Here is a 15,931-nt window from a genome sequence, read left to right on the forward strand (position 1 = left end):
CTGTCAGGGACGGGTCAGATGCAGCAGCTTGGCATCGACACCGTCTTCGGCAATCCACATCGATCCATCGGGCGCTTCGATGACGTCGCGCAGCCGCTTGTCGAAATTGTAGCGAGCCACTTCACGCCCCTGCGTGCCGTCGATCGCCACGCGGACCAGCAGCTTGGGGCCCAGGCCCGGCATGATGGCTTCACCCCGCCATTCCGGCCACATGCGGCCCGAATAGAAGATGAAATTGCCCGGCGCGATCACCGGGTTCCAGCTGATCGCCGGGGCCTGGAATTCCGGGCGGGTGGAGTGGTCGGGAATGTCCGAATTGTCGTAATTCACGCCATTGGACACGATCGGCCAGCCGTAATTCTTGCCCGGTTCGATCAGGTTCAGCTCATCGCCGCCCTTCGGCCCGTGTTCCAGTTCCCATAGCCGGCCCTGGCTGTCGAACTTGAGCCCCAGCACGCTGCGGTGGCCATAGCTCCAGATTTCGGCCGAAACCCCGCCGCGATCGGCAAAGGGATTGCCCGCCGCCGGGGTGCCGTCGAGATTGAGCCGCAGCACCTTGCCCAGATTGGTGGTCAGGTCCTGCGCCGGGTCACCCTTTTGCCGATCGCCAGAGGTCAGGAACAGATATTTGCCATCCGGGGAAAAGGCGATGCGATGCGAAAAATGCCCGCGCCCGTTCACCTTGGGGGTCTGGCGCCAGATCACCGAAAAATCGCTGAGCGTGCAGGCATTGTTGCTGCCGCATTCCAGCTTGCCGCGTCCCATGGCGGCGCCGCGCGTGTCGCCTTCACCGGCTTCGGACCAGGTCAGATAGATCTGCTTGCTGGTGGCGTAATCGGGGGCAAAGGCGATGTCGCCCAGGCCGCCCTGGCCGCCGTAATCCACGGTCGGCAACGCCCCGGTGACGGTACCATTGGTGCCCGTGGCGGTGTCGAAGAACACCACCGTGCCCTGCCGCTGGGTGATGAACAGGCGGCTGGTGCCCGGCTCGAACGCCAGCGCCCAGGGCTGGTTGAAATTGCCATGCGTGCTGACCTGATAGGGCGCCGCCGTATCAGGCGTGGTGGGTGCTGGGGTGGAGGCAGCCGAACTATCCCCGGCCGGCGCGGCGCTGCAGCTTGCAGCGGCCAGCGCAGAGGCTAGGATAAAGACTGAAGTGACGATCTGACGCATGCTTTCCGGAACTCCCTCACCTGAATTCAGTGGCGGCTTCGCGCCGGACAACCTTGTCATCGGAGTGGACGAGGCTGGCCGTGGCCCGCTGGCTGGCCCCGTTGTGGCGGCCGCCGTGCTGCTGTGCAAGCCACGCCCGTCCGGTCTTGACGATTCCAAGAAGCTTTCCCCCAGCCGACGCGATGAACTGGAACAGCGCATAAGGCGTCGGTGTGCATTTGGAATCGGCGTCGTCGATGCGGCAGAGATCGACCGGATCAATATTTTCCAGGCGACCATGCTGGCGATGAGCCAGGCGGTGGCGGCCCTGTGCGATGCGATCGGTTGTGATCCGTCAATGGTGCTGGTCGATGGCAATATGACCCCGCATGGCCGCCGGGCCGAATGGCGCTGGCAGGCGCGGGCGATCGTCGGCGGTGACGGGATCGAGCCCTCGATCGGTGCTGCATCGATCCTGGCCAAGACCTGGCGTGACCGGCTGATGCGCGATGCGGCGCTTGAACACCCGCATTATGGCTGGGAACGCAACGCCGGTTATGGCACGCCACAGCATCTGACCGCGCTGCGCGAATATGGGCCCTCGCCGCTCCACCGGCGGTCTTTTTCGCCCGTTGCGCAGCTCGATCTCTTTTCTGCATAGGTCCGAGTCCTCCGGGCCACACCCCAACATGTCGAGTCATGGATTTTGGACGTGACTCAACATCTTGTGCAGGACTCCTTTCGTTCCGCCTGAAATGGCCTGCGTTGCGCGAAGGCGTGACAAAATGGATTCTTGACCCGCGACTCGAGAAGACTCACCCTATGGGTCAATCAGGGGGTCAGAAGGACATTATGGGAGCTTTAACCAAGATCAGGGCGCCGCGCGTGCGCCATGTCGCGCCGGTGGTGGACAAGGCTGATCTGCCGCTCGGCCGCATTCTGCCGGGCGATTGCGTGGAGGCGATGCGCAGCCTGCCCGACGCCAGCGTGGACCTGATCTTTGCCGATCCGCCCTACAATCTGCAGCTCGGTGGCGATCTCAATCGCCCCGATGGCAGCCATGTGGATGCGGTCACCGATGACTGGGACCGGTTTGACAGCTTCGCCACCTATGATCGCTTCACGCGGGCCTGGCTGACCGAAGCGCGCCGGGTGCTCAAGCCCGATGGCGGGCTGTGGGTGATCGGCAGCTATCACAACATCTTCCGCGTCGGCGCGATCATGCAGGATCTGGGCTTCTGGCTGCTGAACGACATCGTTTGGCGCAAGAGCAACCCGATGCCCAATTTCCGCGGCACCCGCTTTACCAATGCGCATGAAACGCTGCTGTGGGCCAGCATGGGCGAAAAGGCGAAGTATCACTTCAACTATCGCGCCATGAAGACGCTGAATGACGAACTGCAGATGCGCAGCGATTGGGTCATCCCGATCTGCGCCGGCCAGGAACGGCTGAAGAAGGGTGGGCACAAGGTTCACCCGACGCAAAAGCCCGAGGCCTTGCTGTATCGCGTGCTGCTGGCCACGACCGAGGCTGGCGATGTGGTGCTCGATCCGTTCTTTGGCACCGGCACCACCGGCGCCGTCGCCAAGCGTCTGGGCCGCAACTGGATTGGTTGCGAACGCGAAAACATCTATCGCGAAGCTGCGATGGAACGCATCGAATGCGCCCTGCCGCTGGATGAAAGCGCGCTCAAGACCATGCAGAGCATGCGCACCGCGCCGCGCATCGCCTTCGGTTCGCTGGTCGAAGCCGGCATGCTGGCCCCCGGCACGGAACTGTTCGACAAGCAGCGGCGCTTTTCGGCCCAGGTTCGCGCCGATGGATCGCTGATGAGCGGCAAGGAATGCGGATCGATCCACCATGTCGGCAAGACGCTGCAGGGCGCGCCCAGCTGCAATGGCTGGACCTTCTGGCATCTGGAACATGAAGGCGCGATCAAGCCGCTGGATGCCCTGCGCCAGACCTATCTGCTGTCGATCGAGGATTGATGGAAAAGCTCTATCTTCAGCCGCTTACCCTGGTGGCGGGCCCGCAATTGGTGGATGGCGATGCCCTGCGCATCGCCGGCGGGCTGGCCTACGCGCGGGAATTCGCGCTGGTGGTGGTGCGTGATGGGGTGGTGATCAGCCGCGATGTGACGACCCCGCGGGGCATGGATGATGCGATTGCGCGCCTGCCCGCCGGGCTGGCCAGCGAAGCGATCCAGCAATGGGCCGATCTGCAGATCGTCCATGCGCCGCTGAAGATGGGCGAACGCGTGATCCGGCTGGATCAGCCGCAGATCATGGGCATTTTGAACGTTACGCCGGACAGCTTTTCCGATGGCGGCAAATTCCTCGACGATCCGGAGGCGGCGCATGCCCATGCCGCCGACATGCTCGAAGGCGGCGCCGCGATCATCGATATTGGCGGGGAAAGCACCCGCCCTGGCGCCGCCGCCGTTTGGGAAGGGGATGAGGTCAAGCGCGTTGTCCCCGCCGTGGAACGCTGCGCCGCGATGGGCGCCGCGATCAGTGTCGACACCCGCCGGGCATCTGTGATGAAGGCATCGCTGGCCGCCGGCGCGCATCTGATCAACGATGTGTCGGCCTTGCGCCATGATCCGCGCAGTCTGGGCCTGGCGGCCAACAGCGGTGCGCCTGTGGTGCTGATGCACGCCCCGGGGGAGGGCGAGGATCTGCATTGCAAGGCCGGTTACGGCAATGTGGTGTTCGAAGTGTTCGACTGGCTGCGGCTGGCGCGCGACCGCGCCCTGGCGGCGGGCATTGCGCGCGAAAACATCATCCTCGATCCCGGTCTCGGCTTCGGCAAGAGCGTGGCGGACAATCTGGCGCTGATGAATGCGCTGGAACTGTTCCACGCGTTGGGTCAGCCGCTGCTGCTGGGCGTCAGCCGCAAGCGGTTCATCGGCGCGTTGAGCAATGAAGCGCCCGCGCATGAACGGCTGGGCGGCAGTGTGGCGCTGGCCTTGCGCGGGATGCAGGCCGGATATCAGCTGCTGCGCGTGCATGATGTGCGCGACACGGTGCAGGCCCGCAATGTCTGGCGCGGGCTGCGCGATGCCGCCGTCACGGATTTCGGCGGGCTGGTGGCCTAGCAAGTCGCGCGGCCAACTGGGGCAGCCCGTCAGGCGGCGTTGTCGATCCCCAGATCGCTGAGTTTGCGATAGAGTGTTGATCGGCCGATGCCGAGCCGGCGCGCCACCTCCGTCATGCGGCCGCGATAATGGCCGATGGCGAGGCGAATGACATCCGCCTCGATATCTTCCAGCGGGCGCAGATTGCCGTCCTGGGTGTAGAGTTCCACCCCGGCCCCCTGCTGCAGCGGGCGGGCGCCATCCAGCAGATCGCCGATCATTTCGGACAGTTGCGGGAAATCCTGCGTGGTCAGCGCATTGCCGTCGCAGAACACGGCCGCGCGGAACAGCACAGCCTGAAGCTGGCGGACATTGCCCGGCCAGTCGAACGCATTGAGCAATTGCAGCGCGCCATCGGTAATGCCCAGTTCGCGCAGGCCCGGCTGTTCACCGATGCGGGCCAGAAAATGGCGGGTGAGGGAGGAAATGTCGCCCGGCCGTTCGCGCAGCGGGGGCAGCACGATTTCCGTGGCTGACAACAGCTTGAGCAATTCGGGCCGGAAATGGCCGGCGGCAGAAAGGTCGGCCAGCCAGATATTGCTGGCGGAAATGATCCGCACATCCACCTTGAAGCTGTGGCTGGCGCCGATCGGGCGCACGCTGCGCAGCGTCATCGCCTCCAGCAGCCGGTCCTGCAGTTCCAGGCTCAGCCGGTCCACCTCATCCAGTACCAGCGTGCCGCCGTCGCATTGCTGCAGGGCGCCGACCTGGCGGTCGAAGGCGCCGGTAAAGGCGCCCTTTTCATGGCCGAACAGCACCGATTCCAGGCTGTTGCCGGGGATGCTGGCAATATTGATGGTGCGGAACGGGGCACGGGCGCGCGGGCTGGCGGCCTGCATGGCGCGGACCAGCATTTCCTTGCCGGTGCCGCTTTCCCCTTCGATCAGCACTGCGCCATGGCCGCGCGCGGTCTTGGCCGCCTTGGCCAGCGCTGCACGGAAGGAGGGCGAGGTGCCGACCATCGCATCGAAATCGAGCGCCGCACCCATTTTTTCGGTCAGCGGGGTCAGTTCATCCTGCGGTGCTTCGCGCGTGGTGGCGTTCAGCAGCGCCTGCATCATCCGGTCGGGCGCGACCGGCTTGACCAGGTAATCGGTGGCACCGGCGCGCATGGCTTCCACGGCCAGCAGCGGGCTGGTGCTGGTGGTCAGCATCAGGATCGGCAGCGCGGGGCGGCGTTCTTTCAGTTCGGCGATCAGTTCGCAGGCGGCATCGCCCGGGACCCACTGGTCCAGGATGATGGCGGACAATTGCATGCCCTGACGCGTGCCCAAGGTGGCGATGGCGGTTTCCGAATCGCGCACGACCAGGGTCCGCCAGCCATCCCGCGCGGCAAGCGCGGAAATCAGCCGGCTCTGTGCCGGTTCATCGTCAATCAGCATCAGCAATCGCTGTTCGACTTCGGCCATTATTCCTGCAACCTCACTGCCTGTGCGGGGTTTGGCATAAACTGCGGGGGTAAATGGCAAATAAACGTTCCGCATGGTTTTCGCAGAAACATGCGCTGCCGTTCGTGGGCGGGCGGCTTGCGGATCAATGGCATCTCGATAGGCTGATACATTCCAGGGATCGTTCAGGTCGATGACGGAATGATGCCGGGCACGACCATCGACACGGAGTGGGAAGGATGACCCAGTTGTGCCTCAGGATCGTTTTCCTCTCGCTGATGGCTCTGAGCAGCTCGGCATGCCAGGCTGGCGAAGGGGATCCAGCCCTGCCCGATGGCGTGCAGGCCCCGGACTATGGCGCGGTGGAGCCCTTGCGGGGGCAATACCTCTGAGGGGAAGAAAGCGCTGATTTCTACCCCTGCGAAAAACCGCGCTCAGAGTGCCTGGCCATCCCGCGGCGAAACAGGCAGGCCTGCTGGGTTCGGTTCGCGGAAGAACCCCGCGCGCGCTTGTCGGAAGTCGATGCGCAGAACAGCGGCCCGCAAGGCGGAGAGTTGTGGATCGAAGGGATCGGGCGGACAGCCACAAAACCTGGGTCTTTCGGCCATCTGGGCGCCTATCACTGCCAGATCGAGATAATGCGGATCGACCGGATCGACGCAGGGCCACCGCACATGTTCGATTTTGGGCGTTGAGGCTGTCGCGAGCGGATGAAAATCGGGCTGATCGCAAAAGGCCCAATTACGCAGGGGTTGAGAACCGGCGTTTCAGCCGATAGAGCCATTGCAGAACCATTTTTTCGAAGATCAAGGGGCAGACGCCAGATGGCACAGAGTGAATCGGCGAACGATATGAAGGCCGCACAGAGCACCTACAACAGCTTCATCGGCACGCTGAAGTGGTCCGTGCCACTGATCGCGGCGCTGGTGGCGCTGGTCGTCATTCTGATTGCGCCCTGATCGGCTGCCCCTGTGCGCATCGCGGTTCTGAAAGAACAGGCCGCTGGTGAGCGGCGGGTTGCCGCTATTCCGGAGACGGTGAAGAAATTCACCGCTCTCGGCGCGCAGGTTGCAGTGGAAAACGGCGCGGGCACGGCGGCCTCGATCAGCGATCAGGCCTTTGCCGATGTCGGTGCCCATATCGGTGATGCCGCCACGACGGTGGCGGGCGCCGACATTATTCTGGCCATCCAGGCGCCCGATCCCGCCGGCCTGACAGGCGCGGCGCCCGGCGCATGGGTGGCTGCGCTGTTCGATCCCTTTGCCATGCGCGCCCGGGTCGATGCCTATGCCGCGGCTGGGCTCGAGGCGCTGAGCATGGAATTCATGCCGCGCATCACCCGCGCGCAGAGCATGGATGTTCTTTCCAGCCAGTCCAATCTGGCCGGCTACAAGGCGGTGATCGCCGCAGCCGACGCCTATGGCCGGGCCTTCCCGATGATGATGACGGCGGCGGGCACGATCTCCGCCGCGCGGGTGTTCGTCATGGGCGTGGGCGTGGCCGGGCTGCAGGCGATTGCCACGGCGCGCCGGCTGGGGGCGCAGGTTTCCGCCACCGATGTGCGCAGCGCCACGCGCGAACAGATCCAGTCGCTGGGCGCCAAGCCGATCTTCGTTGAAAGCGTTGCCGGGATCGAGGGTGAGGGCGCAGGCGGTTACGCCAGCGAAATGTCGGAAGAATATCAGCGCGCGCAGGCGGAACTGGTGTCCAGCCATATCGCGAAGCAGGATATCGTGATCACCACCGCACTGATCCCGGGCAGGGCCGCGCCGCGCCTGATCAGCGATGCGCAGATCGCGAGCATGCGCCCCGGCAGCGTGATTTTCGATCTGGCCGTGGCGCAGGGCGGCAATGTCGAAGGGTCGGTGGCCGATCAGCGGGTGGAACGCCATGGCGTAACCATCATCGGCTATGCCAACACGCCCGCCCATCTGCCGGCCGATGCCAGCGCGCTGTTCGCGCGCAATCACTACAATTTTCTGTCCGCCTTCTGGGACAAGGATGCCGGGCGCCCGGTGCTGGATGATGAAATCGGCAATGCCGTGCGACTGACGCAGGGTGGGAAAGTGGTCAGCGAAAGGCTTGAGGCGGCCTGATCGGCAGGAGGAAGGATGCGACACGGCAAACACGGCTGGATCATGGGCGGCTTGTTGCTGGCCCTGAGCGGCTGTCAGGACAGGGCAGCCTCCTCTTCGGCGCCGGAAACGCCGGTTGCATCAACCCCGGCGGCGGAGGTGCCAGTGGTGGTGCCGACGCCCGTCGCCACCCCCGTCAAATGCTGGCGCCCAGACAGCGTGATCGTCGATCGCAAGAGCTTCGCTTCGGCCAATCTGCCGCTGGATGCTGATGCGGACCGGGCCTTTGCCCGGGCACGGTCGGAATTCGACCATGCGGTTGACCTGCTCTGCGCCGATGGCAAGGTGCCGGCCGATTTCCTCCGCAAGACGCGGCAATTGGTGCTGACCCAGGGGGACGGCGCGGCGGAGGCGACTTTCTTCACCCATGACGCGGCAGAAAATTCGCCCTTTCCAGCCGATTATCTGATGTTCCAGCTCGCCTGGGGCAGCCGCGACGAAACCGGCAAGATGGTCTGGCAAGCGCCCGATGCGCAGGACATTGCTGACGGGCTGCTCTGTTTCCACGATGGGGAAGGCCATTTCGACATGTGCAACCAGAGGCTGCCCTGACCATGGATTTCATCAGCATCCTGTCGATCTTCGTGATGGCCTGCTTCGTGGGCTATTATGTCGTCTGGTCGGTCACCCCGGCGCTGCACACGCCGTTGATGGCGGTGACCAATGCCATATCCTCGGTCATCATCGTCGGGGCGCTGGTTGCGGCTGCGGCCAATGGCAGCCCGGCGGCGAAGTGGCTTGGCCTGGCCGGGGTGGTGCTGGCCAGCGTCAACATCTTCGGTGGCTTTGCCGTCACCGAACGCATGCTGGCAATGTACAAGAAGAAGGATCGTCCAGGCAGAGATGGCGCCGGGAAGGGGGATAAAGCCTGATGGTCCTGCCCCCCGCCAACACCACCGATCTCAGCATTGCCGCCGATGCCGCGCGGCTGGTCGATTCCTGGGTCGCACTGGCCTATCTGGTCGCCGGCGTGCTGTTCATTCTGGCGCTGCGCGGATTGTCATCCCCGGCCACCAGCCGCCGGGGCAATCGCTTCGGTATGGCCGGGATGCTGATCGCTGTGGTCACCACGCTGATCACGCATGAAATCGCCAGCCTGCCCGAAATTCTCGGCGCCATTGCCGTGGGCGGGGCGATCGGCTTCGTCATCGCCCGGCGGATCGCAATGACCGCCATGCCGCAACTGGTGGCCGCCTTCCACTCGCTGGTTGGGCTGGCGGCGGTGCTGGTTGCGGTGGCGGCCTTCCTCAATCCGCTGGCCTTCGGCATTCTGGGCCTAGATGGCAATATCCTGGCGGTCAGCCGAGTGGAAATGGCGCTGGGCGCGGCGATTGGCGCGATCACCTTTTCCGGATCGGTCATCGCCTTTGCCAAGCTGAACGGCAATATGTCCGGCGCGCCGATCCTGCTGCCCGCGCGCCATGTCATCAATCTGGGCACGCTGGTCGCGATCCTGGGGCTGACCGCCGCCTATGCGCTGGCGGCGCAGGCCGGGCCGGGGCAGGGGCTGGCGTTCTGGATCATCGTGGCGCTGGCCTTTGTCATCGGCTTCCTGCTGATCATCCCGATCGGCGGGGCGGATATGCCGGTGGTCGTCAGCATGCTGAATTCCTATTCCGGTTGGGCGGCGGCGGCAATGGGTTTCACCCTGCACAACAGCGCGATGATCATCACCGGCGCGCTGGTCGGATCATCGGGCGCGATCCTCAGCTACATCATGTGCCGCGCCATGAACCGCAGCTTCATCAGCGTGATCGCCGGCGGTTTCGGGGCAGAGGCAGCGGCCGGCAGTGGGGAGGCGCGCGAACAGCGCCCCTACAAGCAGGGCAGCGCCGATGATGCGGCCTTCATGCTGAAACAGGCCGAAAGCGTCATCATCATCCCCGGCTATGGCATGGCGGTGGCGCAGGCCCAGCACGCGCTGCGTGAAATGGGCGATCTGCTCAAGCATGAGGGCGTCAGCGTCAAATATGCGATCCACCCCGTGGCCGGGCGCATGCCGGGGCACATGAATGTGCTGCTGGCCGAAGCCAATGTTCCCTATGACGATGTGTTCGAACTGGAAGACATCAACAGCGAATTCGCCCAGGCCGATGTCGCCTTCATTATCGGCGCCAATGACGTGGTCAATCCGGCGGCCAAGACGGACAGGAGCAGTCCGATCTATGGCATGCCGGTGTTCGATGTGGACAAGGCCAAGACGGTGATGTTCATCAAGCGCAGCATGGGCGGCGTGGGTTACGCCGGCGTGGATAATGACGTGTTTTACATGGACCAGACCATGATGCTGCTGGCAGATGCCAAGAAGATGGTCGAAGAGATCAACAAGGCCCTGGCCGATTGAGGCCGGGGATCACGCGTTTTCCGGTGCGGCAGGCTATGCCGCACCGGCCAGTCAGATGAGGGAATGAAACTTGCGCAAGCTGGGTATTATCGGCGGCATGAGCTGGGTTTCGACCCGCAATTATTTCGATGAGATCAACACCTTTGTGCAGCACACCGCCGGGCTTCGCTCCAGCGCGCCGCTGCTGATCGAAAACCTCGACTTCGCGCAGCTCTATGCGCTGAAGGAACAGGCCGACTGGGACCGTGCCGCCGAAATCCTGGCCGGTTCCGCCCGCCGGCTTGAGGCAGCGGGTGCCGGCATGGTGCTGATCGCCGCCAATTCCATGCACCGCGTGTACGACAAGGTCGCCGCTGCCGTTTCCGTGCCGGTGCTGCATATCGCCGAATGCGTGGGCAAGGCGATGGAGGCCGATCAGGTCAAGAGTGCGGCCCTGCTCGGCACCAGCAATGTGATGACCGAAAGCTTCTATCGCCGGCGGCTGGTGGAACATGGCGTCGATCTGTTGCCGCCGGATATGAAGATCGTCGCCGATCTCGACCGGCTGATCTATGATCAGCTGATGGTCGGCAAGGCCACCCGCGATGCGGAGCGGCTGATGAAGACGATCATCACGGTCAAGGAACAGGAAGGCGCCGAAGCCATCGTGCTGGCCTGCACCGAATTCAATCTGGTGGTCGATGTCGATGCCAATGTGCTGCCGATCTATGACAGCGCGCGCATCCATGCCCGGGCCGGCGCCGAATGGTTGCTGGGCCGGGATTGAGGCACGGACAGGCGGAAGGTTCGCCTTCCGTTCACGTTGCAAGCTGGGGCGTCTGCGCCTAGCCAACGGCGCATGTCCTGTGCGCCCTATGCCGCCGACCCCGCCCTGTCGCGGGGTCGTGAATTCCCTCAGGAACGCAACGGCATGCGCGGACCGCGCAGCGCCTTTCAGCGTGATCGCGACCGGATCATCCATTCGATCGCCTTCCGTCGGCTGGCGGGCAAAACGCAGGTCTTCATCGCCCCCGATGGCGATCATTATCGCGTTCGCCTGACCCACAGCCTGGAAGTGGCGCAGATCGGGCGCGTCATCGCCCGCGCGCTGGCGGTGAACGAGGATCTGACCGAGGCGCTGTGCCTGGCGCATGACATCGGCCATCCGCCCTTCGGCCATGCGGGGGAGGATGCGCTGAAACAGGCGCTGAAGGAATTCGGCGGCTGGGATCACAATGAACACAGCCTGCGCACGCTGATGCGGCTGGACAGCCCCTATTGCTCCCACCCCGGGCTCAATCTCAGCTGGGAAATGCTGGAGGGGCTGGCCAAGCACAATGGCCCGGTGCGGCACCCGCGCTGGGCACTGCAGGAACTCGACGCGGCCTATCCGCTCGATCTGGCGAGCCACGCCTCGCTGGAGGCGCAGATTGCGGCGCTGTCGGACGATATCGCCTATGACAATCACGATATCGATGACGGGGTACGCTCGGGCTTCCTGCTGCTCGACGATCTGCTGACGCTGGATTTCGTGGCCGACCGCTGGCGCGCGATCGAACAACGTTTTCCCGGTCAGGACCGGCCCATCCTGCTGCGCGAACTGGTGCGCGATCAGATCGGCTGGATGGTCAATGATCTGATCGAAAACACCCGCGCCAATCTGGTGGGCATTACCAGCATGGCCGATGTGGCCGGGGCCGGGCGGGCACTGGTCGGATTTTCGCCGGATGTGGCCGCCTGCGAACGGCAGCTGAAGCGCTTTCTCTACCAGCGGTTGTATCATCATCCCGAACAATTGGGCACGGCACAGCGCGCCAACCATGTGATTGCCCGGCTGTTCGCGGCCTATCACGGCGATCCCGCGCTGCTGCCCGATGGTTGGGCGCGGGAACTCGGCAATGAAGAACCGCAGCGCGCGCGCCGGATCGGGGATTTCATTGCCGGAATGACCGATCGCTATGCCATTGCCCGCTACCGCGAATTGTTCGGTAGTACACCCGATGGGCTGTCCAATGTCTGATGGGTTCGGGGCCGGCTGATGGCGGAACGGCGGCGCATTCTGCTGGTGGGCGCCAGTGGCCTGATCGGCGGCGCGGTCATGCGCCAGTCCATGACCACGCCTGGCATGCGGCTGATCGCGCTGGGGCGGCGGGAAACGCCGCTGCCGCCGGGCGCGCGGATGGAAATGGTGGTGGCCGATACGCTGGGCTGGGGCGATGCCATCGCGGCCATCTCTCCCAACAGCGCCATTTGCGCCCTGGGCAGCACCTGGGCCAAATCCGGGCGCAATGAAGCGGCGTTTCGTGCCGTCGATCATGATCTGGTGCTGGCCGTGGCGCAGACCTGCCGGGATAATGGGGTCGAAAACTTCGTGCTGGTGTCCTCGGTCGGGGCGGAAATATCCAGCCGCACGCTCTATCTGCGGGTCAAGGCGGAGACGGAGGCGGCCGTGGGGCGGCTGGGGTTCCGCCGGCTCGACATCCTGCGCCCTGGCCTGCTGCGCGGCACAAGGCAAAATGATACAAGGGTGCTGGAACGCCTGGCCATGCTGGTCAGTCCGCTGGCGGACCGGCTGATGACCGGGGAAAGGCGCCGTTACCGCTCGATCGCGGCCGATGACGTTGCACAGGCCGCCCTGACCGGGGCGATGAGCCGCGCGGGCGGGCGCTTCACCCATGAACATGACGCGATCGAACGGCTCGCGCGCAAGGAGGACAGGCGATGAAGGGCCACGCCCCGGCAACGGACCGCAACCGCGAACCGATTGCCGCCATCTTGACCGAAGAACTGCCGGACAGCGGCCAGATCCTGGAAGTGGCCAGCGGTACCGGCGAACATGCGGTGCATTTTGCGCGCAGCTTCCCGCATCTGGCCTGGCAGCCGAGCGACCCCGATGCCGGCGCGCTGGCATCGATCGCCGCCTGGCGGGAAGAGGCTGACCTGCCCAATCTCCTGCCGCCGCTGTTGCTGAATGCCGCTGCAGCCGAATGGCCCGTACAGGCGGCGGACGCGGTGGTGTGCATCAACATGGTCCACATCAGCCCCTGGGCGGCCAGCATCGGCCTGTTCCGCGGGGCGGCGGCGCTGTTGCCCGCAGGCGCGCCGCTGGTGCTCTATGGTCCCTATCTGGAGGCGGAGGTCGAAACCGTTCCGTCCAACCGGGCCTTTGACCGCTCACTCAAGGATCGTAACCGGGAATGGGGCCTGCGCGACCTGGCGGATATGGACCGGCTGGCGGCCGGGCATGGCCTCAGGCGCACACGGCGGGTGGAAATGCCGGCCAACAATCTGATGCTCGTCTATCGCAAGGGGTGAGGGTGGACGGGAGCGTCGGTCGAAAATTGAACCGGTCGTTGTAGATCTCGCTTGCCGGTCAGCCCGGAACAAGCGAGATTTCCGTCATGACGCTGATCCGATCTGTCGCCTTTGGAACGCTTGCCCTGCTGCTGGCATCCTGCGCGGCGGGCCCAGCGCCTGACCATGCGACTGCCGCTCCCGCACAGGATCCGCGCATGGCGGATGTGGTGGCGCTGCAGAGCCGGATCGAGGCGGCCAATTCCGCCACGCTGGCGCTCGATCAATGGTGCGAGAGCCGGGACATGGCGCCGGCCAGTTCGGTGGTGGCGGATAAGCTCGCCGATGATCTGATCACACCCTCTGCCGAGGTGGCGCAGCAGCTGGCCGTGCCGGTGAGCGAACAGGTGGTGTTGCGCCATGTCCGGCTGCGGTGCGGGAACCATGTGCTGTCCGAAGCGCGGCTGTGGTATGTGCCTTCTCGCATGCCGGCGGAGATTTTCACCACGCTGCGCACCACCGATATCGCCTTCGGCCGCGCGGTCGGGCCGCTCAATTTTCAGCGCCGGTCGCTGGGGGCGCGGCGCTATTACGAAGGGGGCGTGCTGCCGGCGGTGCTGTTCGATCAGCGCGCGGTGCTCACCCTGCCGGATGGCCGTCCGCTGGCCTATGTGCAGGAAGATTACCTGCCCGGCGTTCTCGCCGACTGAAACGGGGCAGGGCACAAAAAAGGGCGCCGAAATGGCGCCCTTTTCGTATTCGGTGTTGCAGTCGGCTCAGCCGTCTACATGTTCGGCCAGAACCGTCAGCCCGGTTTCGCTCACTTCGGCAAAGCCGCCGCGAACCTGGATCGTTTCGGGCGTGCCGCCGGCGGTGCGGAAGATTTGCAGCGCGCCGTCACGGATGGTCGACATGAAAGGCGCATGGCCTTCCAGCACACCGAACTCGCCTTCCGTTCCGGGGACAACCACCATGTGGACATCCTCCGAACGGACCAGCTTGGCCGGTGTGACGAGTTCGAAATGCAGGGCCATTATCAGGCTTCCTCAGCCAGCTTCTTGGCCTTTTCGATGGCTTCGTCGATGCCGCCGACCATGTAGAAAGCAGCTTCCGGCAGATGGTCATATTCACCATCGACCACGGCCTTGAACGAACGCACGGTGTCTTCCACCTGGACGAACTTGCCCGGGATGTTGGTGAAGACTTCGGCAACGTGGAACGGCTGCGACAGGAAGCGCTGGATCTTGCGCGCGCGGGCGACGGTCAGCTTATCTTCTTCGCTCAGTTCGTCCATGCCCAGAATGGCGATGATGTCCTGCAGCGACTTGTACTTCTGCAGGGTTTCCTGAACGCGGCGGGCCGTGTCGTAATGTTCCTGGCCAACGACGGCGGCGGTCAGCACGCGGCTGGTGGAATCGAGCGGGTCAACCGCCGGGTAGATGCCCAGTTCGGAAATCGCACGGTTCAGCGTGGTGGTTGCGTCGAGGTGGGCGAAGGAGGTTGCCGGCGCCGGATCGGTAAGATCGTCTGCGGGAACGTAGATGGCCTGCACCGAGGTGATCGAACCCTTGGTCGTGGAGGTGATGCGTTCCTGCAGCGCGCCCATGTCGGTCGACAGGGTCGGCTGATAGCCCACAGCCGAAGGAATACGGCCCAGCAGAGCCGACACTTCCGAACCAGCCTGGGTGAAGCGGAAGATGTTGTCCACGAAGAACAGCACGTCCTGGCCTTCCTGGTCGCGGAAATATTCCGCCATGGTCAGGCCCGACAGAGCCACGCGAGCACGTGCGCCCGGCGGTTCGTTCATCTGGCCGAACACCAGGGCCACCTTCGAACCGTCGGAGGTCGGGTTGCCGTCGGCATCCGACGCGATGACGCCGGCGTCGAGGAATTCGTGGTAAAGGTCGTTGCCTTCGCGGGTACGTTCACCCACGCCGGCGAAGACGGACACGCCGCCATGGCCCTTGGCGATGTTGTTGATCAGTTCCTGGATCAGCACGGTCTTGCCAACGCCAGCGCCGCCGAACAGGCCGATCTTGCCGCCCTTTGCATAGGGGGCGAGAAGGTCGATGACCTTGATGCCGGTGACCAGAATGGCCGCTTCGGTCGACTGGTCGATGAATTCCGGTGCCTTGGCATGGATCGGGGCGAACTGGTCGGCACCGATCGGGCCGCGTTCGTCGATCGGCGCGCCGACCACGTTCATGATACGGCCGAGCGTCTTGGGGCCGACCGGCACGGAGATCTGGGCGCCGGTGCTGACCACCGGCTGACCACGGGTCAGGCCGTCGGTGCCGTCCATGGCGATGGTGCGCACGGTGCTTTCACCCAGGTGCTGGGCGACTTCGAGCACCAGCGTGGTATTGCCGTTCTGCGTTTCCAGCGCGGTGAGGATGGGGGGCAGTTCGCCTTCGAAGGTCACGTCGACGACAGCGCCGATGACCTGGCTGATGGTGCCGTTGGTGGTCTGGTTGAGCACAGGGGCGGTGGCCATTTTCGTTT

At 64.4% G+C, this 15,931-nt stretch carries 19 protein-coding genes; 15 read left to right on the plus strand and 4 right to left on the minus strand.

The window, feature by feature from the left end; translation table 11 throughout:
- Window positions 1-3 precede the first annotated feature (3 nt).
- The gene (locus GRI97_RS10360; RefSeq protein ID WP_161391113.1) at window positions 4-1,173 is read right to left on the minus strand and encodes a PQQ-dependent sugar dehydrogenase; all 1,170 of its coding nucleotides are present in this window, start codon (window positions 1,171-1,173) and stop codon (window positions 4-6) included.
- Between GRI97_RS10360 and GRI97_RS10365 the strand changes: the two genes are divergently transcribed.
- From GRI97_RS10365 to folP, 3 genes are all read left to right on the plus strand, one after another.
- Complete coding sequence (locus tag GRI97_RS10365; protein ID WP_161391114.1) at window positions 1,172-1,813, plus strand: ribonuclease HII; 642 nt, start codon at window positions 1,172-1,174, stop codon at window positions 1,811-1,813. The two genes, GRI97_RS10360 and GRI97_RS10365, sit on opposite strands and share 2 nt — an antisense overlap.
- Before the next feature lie 191 nt (window positions 1,814-2,004).
- Window positions 2,005-3,141 carry a site-specific DNA-methyltransferase gene (locus tag GRI97_RS10370; RefSeq protein ID WP_161391115.1) on the plus strand — a complete coding sequence of 379 codons (1,137 nt, stop codon included), beginning with the start codon at window positions 2,005-2,007 and terminating at the stop codon, window positions 3,139-3,141.
- A complete protein-coding gene (gene folP, locus GRI97_RS10375) occupies window positions 3,138-4,250 on the plus strand; it encodes a dihydropteroate synthase (protein WP_161391116.1) in 1,113 nt (370 codons plus the stop codon). Before GRI97_RS10370 ends, folP begins: the two co-directional genes overlap by 4 nt.
- A gap of 29 nt (window positions 4,251-4,279) precedes the next feature.
- Here folP and GRI97_RS10380 read toward each other — a convergent pair whose 3' ends face one another.
- On the minus strand, window positions 4,280-5,698 hold the full coding sequence (locus GRI97_RS10380; RefSeq protein ID WP_161391117.1) for a sigma-54-dependent transcriptional regulator: 1,419 nt from the start codon (window positions 5,696-5,698) through the stop codon (window positions 4,280-4,282).
- A gap of 218 nt (window positions 5,699-5,916) precedes the next feature.
- Between GRI97_RS10380 and GRI97_RS10385 the strand changes: the two genes are divergently transcribed.
- From GRI97_RS10385 to GRI97_RS10440, 12 genes are all read left to right on the plus strand, one after another.
- Window positions 5,917-6,069: a hypothetical protein gene (locus GRI97_RS10385; protein WP_161391118.1), complete on the plus strand. Its 153-nt coding sequence runs from the start codon at window positions 5,917-5,919 to the stop codon at window positions 6,067-6,069.
- 117 nt (window positions 6,070-6,186) lie between these two features.
- Window positions 6,187-6,372 carry a hypothetical protein gene (locus GRI97_RS10390; RefSeq protein WP_161391119.1) on the plus strand — a complete coding sequence of 62 codons (186 nt, stop codon included), beginning with the start codon at window positions 6,187-6,189 and terminating at the stop codon, window positions 6,370-6,372.
- Window positions 6,373-6,501: 129 nt separating this feature from the next.
- Window positions 6,502-6,636: an aa3-type cytochrome c oxidase subunit IV gene (locus GRI97_RS10395; protein ID WP_161391120.1), complete on the plus strand. Its 135-nt coding sequence runs from the start codon at window positions 6,502-6,504 to the stop codon at window positions 6,634-6,636.
- Window positions 6,637-6,648: 12 nt separating this feature from the next.
- Window positions 6,649-7,773 carry an NAD(P) transhydrogenase subunit alpha gene (locus tag GRI97_RS10400; RefSeq protein ID WP_161391121.1) on the plus strand — a complete coding sequence of 375 codons (1,125 nt, stop codon included), beginning with the start codon at window positions 6,649-6,651 and terminating at the stop codon, window positions 7,771-7,773.
- Window positions 7,774-7,788: 15 nt separating this feature from the next.
- Entirely contained in the window at window positions 7,789-8,364 is a 576-nt protein-coding gene (locus GRI97_RS10405; RefSeq protein ID WP_161391122.1) for a hypothetical protein, read from the plus strand.
- A gap of 2 nt (window positions 8,365-8,366) precedes the next feature.
- Window positions 8,367-8,684: an NAD(P) transhydrogenase subunit alpha gene (locus tag GRI97_RS10410; protein ID WP_161391123.1), complete on the plus strand. Its 318-nt coding sequence runs from the start codon at window positions 8,367-8,369 to the stop codon at window positions 8,682-8,684.
- Entirely contained in the window at window positions 8,684-10,156 is a 1,473-nt protein-coding gene (locus GRI97_RS10415; protein ID WP_161391124.1) for an NAD(P)(+) transhydrogenase (Re/Si-specific) subunit beta, read from the plus strand. Before GRI97_RS10410 ends, GRI97_RS10415 begins: the two co-directional genes overlap by 1 nt.
- 70 nt (window positions 10,157-10,226) lie before the next feature.
- Window positions 10,227-10,922, plus strand: a complete 696-nt coding sequence (locus tag GRI97_RS10420; protein WP_161391125.1) for an aspartate/glutamate racemase family protein — start codon at window positions 10,227-10,229, stop codon at window positions 10,920-10,922.
- Between the two features lie 72 nt (window positions 10,923-10,994).
- Window positions 10,995-12,155: a deoxyguanosinetriphosphate triphosphohydrolase gene (locus GRI97_RS10425; RefSeq protein WP_161391126.1), complete on the plus strand. Its 1,161-nt coding sequence runs from the start codon at window positions 10,995-10,997 to the stop codon at window positions 12,153-12,155.
- 18 nt (window positions 12,156-12,173) lie between these two features.
- On the plus strand, window positions 12,174-12,860 hold the full coding sequence (locus GRI97_RS10430) for an NAD(P)H-binding protein (RefSeq protein ID WP_161391127.1): 687 nt from the start codon (window positions 12,174-12,176) through the stop codon (window positions 12,858-12,860).
- Window positions 12,857-13,450: a DUF938 domain-containing protein gene (locus GRI97_RS10435; RefSeq protein ID WP_161391128.1), complete on the plus strand. Its 594-nt coding sequence runs from the start codon at window positions 12,857-12,859 to the stop codon at window positions 13,448-13,450. The genes GRI97_RS10430 and GRI97_RS10435 overlap by 4 nt, the downstream gene beginning before the upstream one ends.
- A gap of 86 nt (window positions 13,451-13,536) precedes the next feature.
- Window positions 13,537-14,139 carry a hypothetical protein gene (locus tag GRI97_RS10440; protein ID WP_161391129.1) on the plus strand — a complete coding sequence of 201 codons (603 nt, stop codon included), beginning with the start codon at window positions 13,537-13,539 and terminating at the stop codon, window positions 14,137-14,139.
- Window positions 14,140-14,205: 66 nt separating this feature from the next.
- On the opposite strand, the gene GRI97_RS10445 is transcribed toward GRI97_RS10440, so the two are convergent.
- Together GRI97_RS10445 and atpD are read right to left on the minus strand one after the other, a co-directional pair.
- Window positions 14,206-14,463, minus strand: a complete 258-nt coding sequence (locus GRI97_RS10445) for an ATP synthase F1 subunit epsilon (RefSeq protein ID WP_161391130.1) — start codon at window positions 14,461-14,463, stop codon at window positions 14,206-14,208.
- 2 nt (window positions 14,464-14,465) lie between these two features.
- On the minus strand, window positions 14,466-15,923 hold the full coding sequence (gene atpD / locus GRI97_RS10450) for a F0F1 ATP synthase subunit beta (RefSeq protein WP_161391131.1): 1,458 nt from the start codon (window positions 15,921-15,923) through the stop codon (window positions 14,466-14,468).
- Window positions 15,924-15,931: the final 8 nt, after the last annotated feature.

Origin of the sequence: Croceibacterium xixiisoli (assembly GCF_009827305.1) — a bacterium.
Lineage (GTDB): Bacteria > Pseudomonadota > Alphaproteobacteria > Sphingomonadales > Sphingomonadaceae > Croceibacterium_C > Croceibacterium_C xixiisoli.

Coding starts and splice junctions, on each gene's coding strand:
- GRI97_RS10360 (WP_161391113.1), bottom strand. CDS start 1,173: ATGCGTCAGATCGTCACTTCAGTCTTTATCCTAGCCTCTGCGCTGGCC.
- GRI97_RS10405 (WP_161391122.1), top strand. CDS start 7,789: ATGCGACACGGCAAACACGGCTGGATCATGGGCGGCTTGTTGCTGGCC.
- GRI97_RS10380 (WP_161391117.1), bottom strand. CDS start 5,698: ATGGCCGAAGTCGAACAGCGATTGCTGATGCTGATTGACGATGAACCG.
- atpD (WP_161391131.1), bottom strand. CDS start 15,923: ATGGCCACCGCCCCTGTGCTCAACCAGACCACCAACGGCACCATCAGC.
- GRI97_RS10440 (WP_161391129.1), top strand. CDS start 13,537: ATGACGCTGATCCGATCTGTCGCCTTTGGAACGCTTGCCCTGCTGCTG.
- GRI97_RS10395 (WP_161391120.1), top strand. CDS start 6,502: ATGGCACAGAGTGAATCGGCGAACGATATGAAGGCCGCACAGAGCACC.
- GRI97_RS10415 (WP_161391124.1), top strand. CDS start 8,684: ATGGTCCTGCCCCCCGCCAACACCACCGATCTCAGCATTGCCGCCGAT.
- GRI97_RS10410 (WP_161391123.1), top strand. CDS start 8,367: ATGGATTTCATCAGCATCCTGTCGATCTTCGTGATGGCCTGCTTCGTG.
- GRI97_RS10425 (WP_161391126.1), top strand. CDS start 10,995: ATGTCCTGTGCGCCCTATGCCGCCGACCCCGCCCTGTCGCGGGGTCGT.
- GRI97_RS10370 (WP_161391115.1), top strand. CDS start 2,005: ATGGGAGCTTTAACCAAGATCAGGGCGCCGCGCGTGCGCCATGTCGCG.
- GRI97_RS10385 (WP_161391118.1), top strand. CDS start 5,917: ATGACCCAGTTGTGCCTCAGGATCGTTTTCCTCTCGCTGATGGCTCTG.
- GRI97_RS10365 (WP_161391114.1), top strand. CDS start 1,172: ATGCTTTCCGGAACTCCCTCACCTGAATTCAGTGGCGGCTTCGCGCCG.
- GRI97_RS10445 (WP_161391130.1), bottom strand. CDS start 14,463: ATGGCCCTGCATTTCGAACTCGTCACACCGGCCAAGCTGGTCCGTTCG.
- GRI97_RS10435 (WP_161391128.1), top strand. CDS start 12,857: ATGAAGGGCCACGCCCCGGCAACGGACCGCAACCGCGAACCGATTGCC.
- GRI97_RS10430 (WP_161391127.1), top strand. CDS start 12,174: ATGGCGGAACGGCGGCGCATTCTGCTGGTGGGCGCCAGTGGCCTGATC.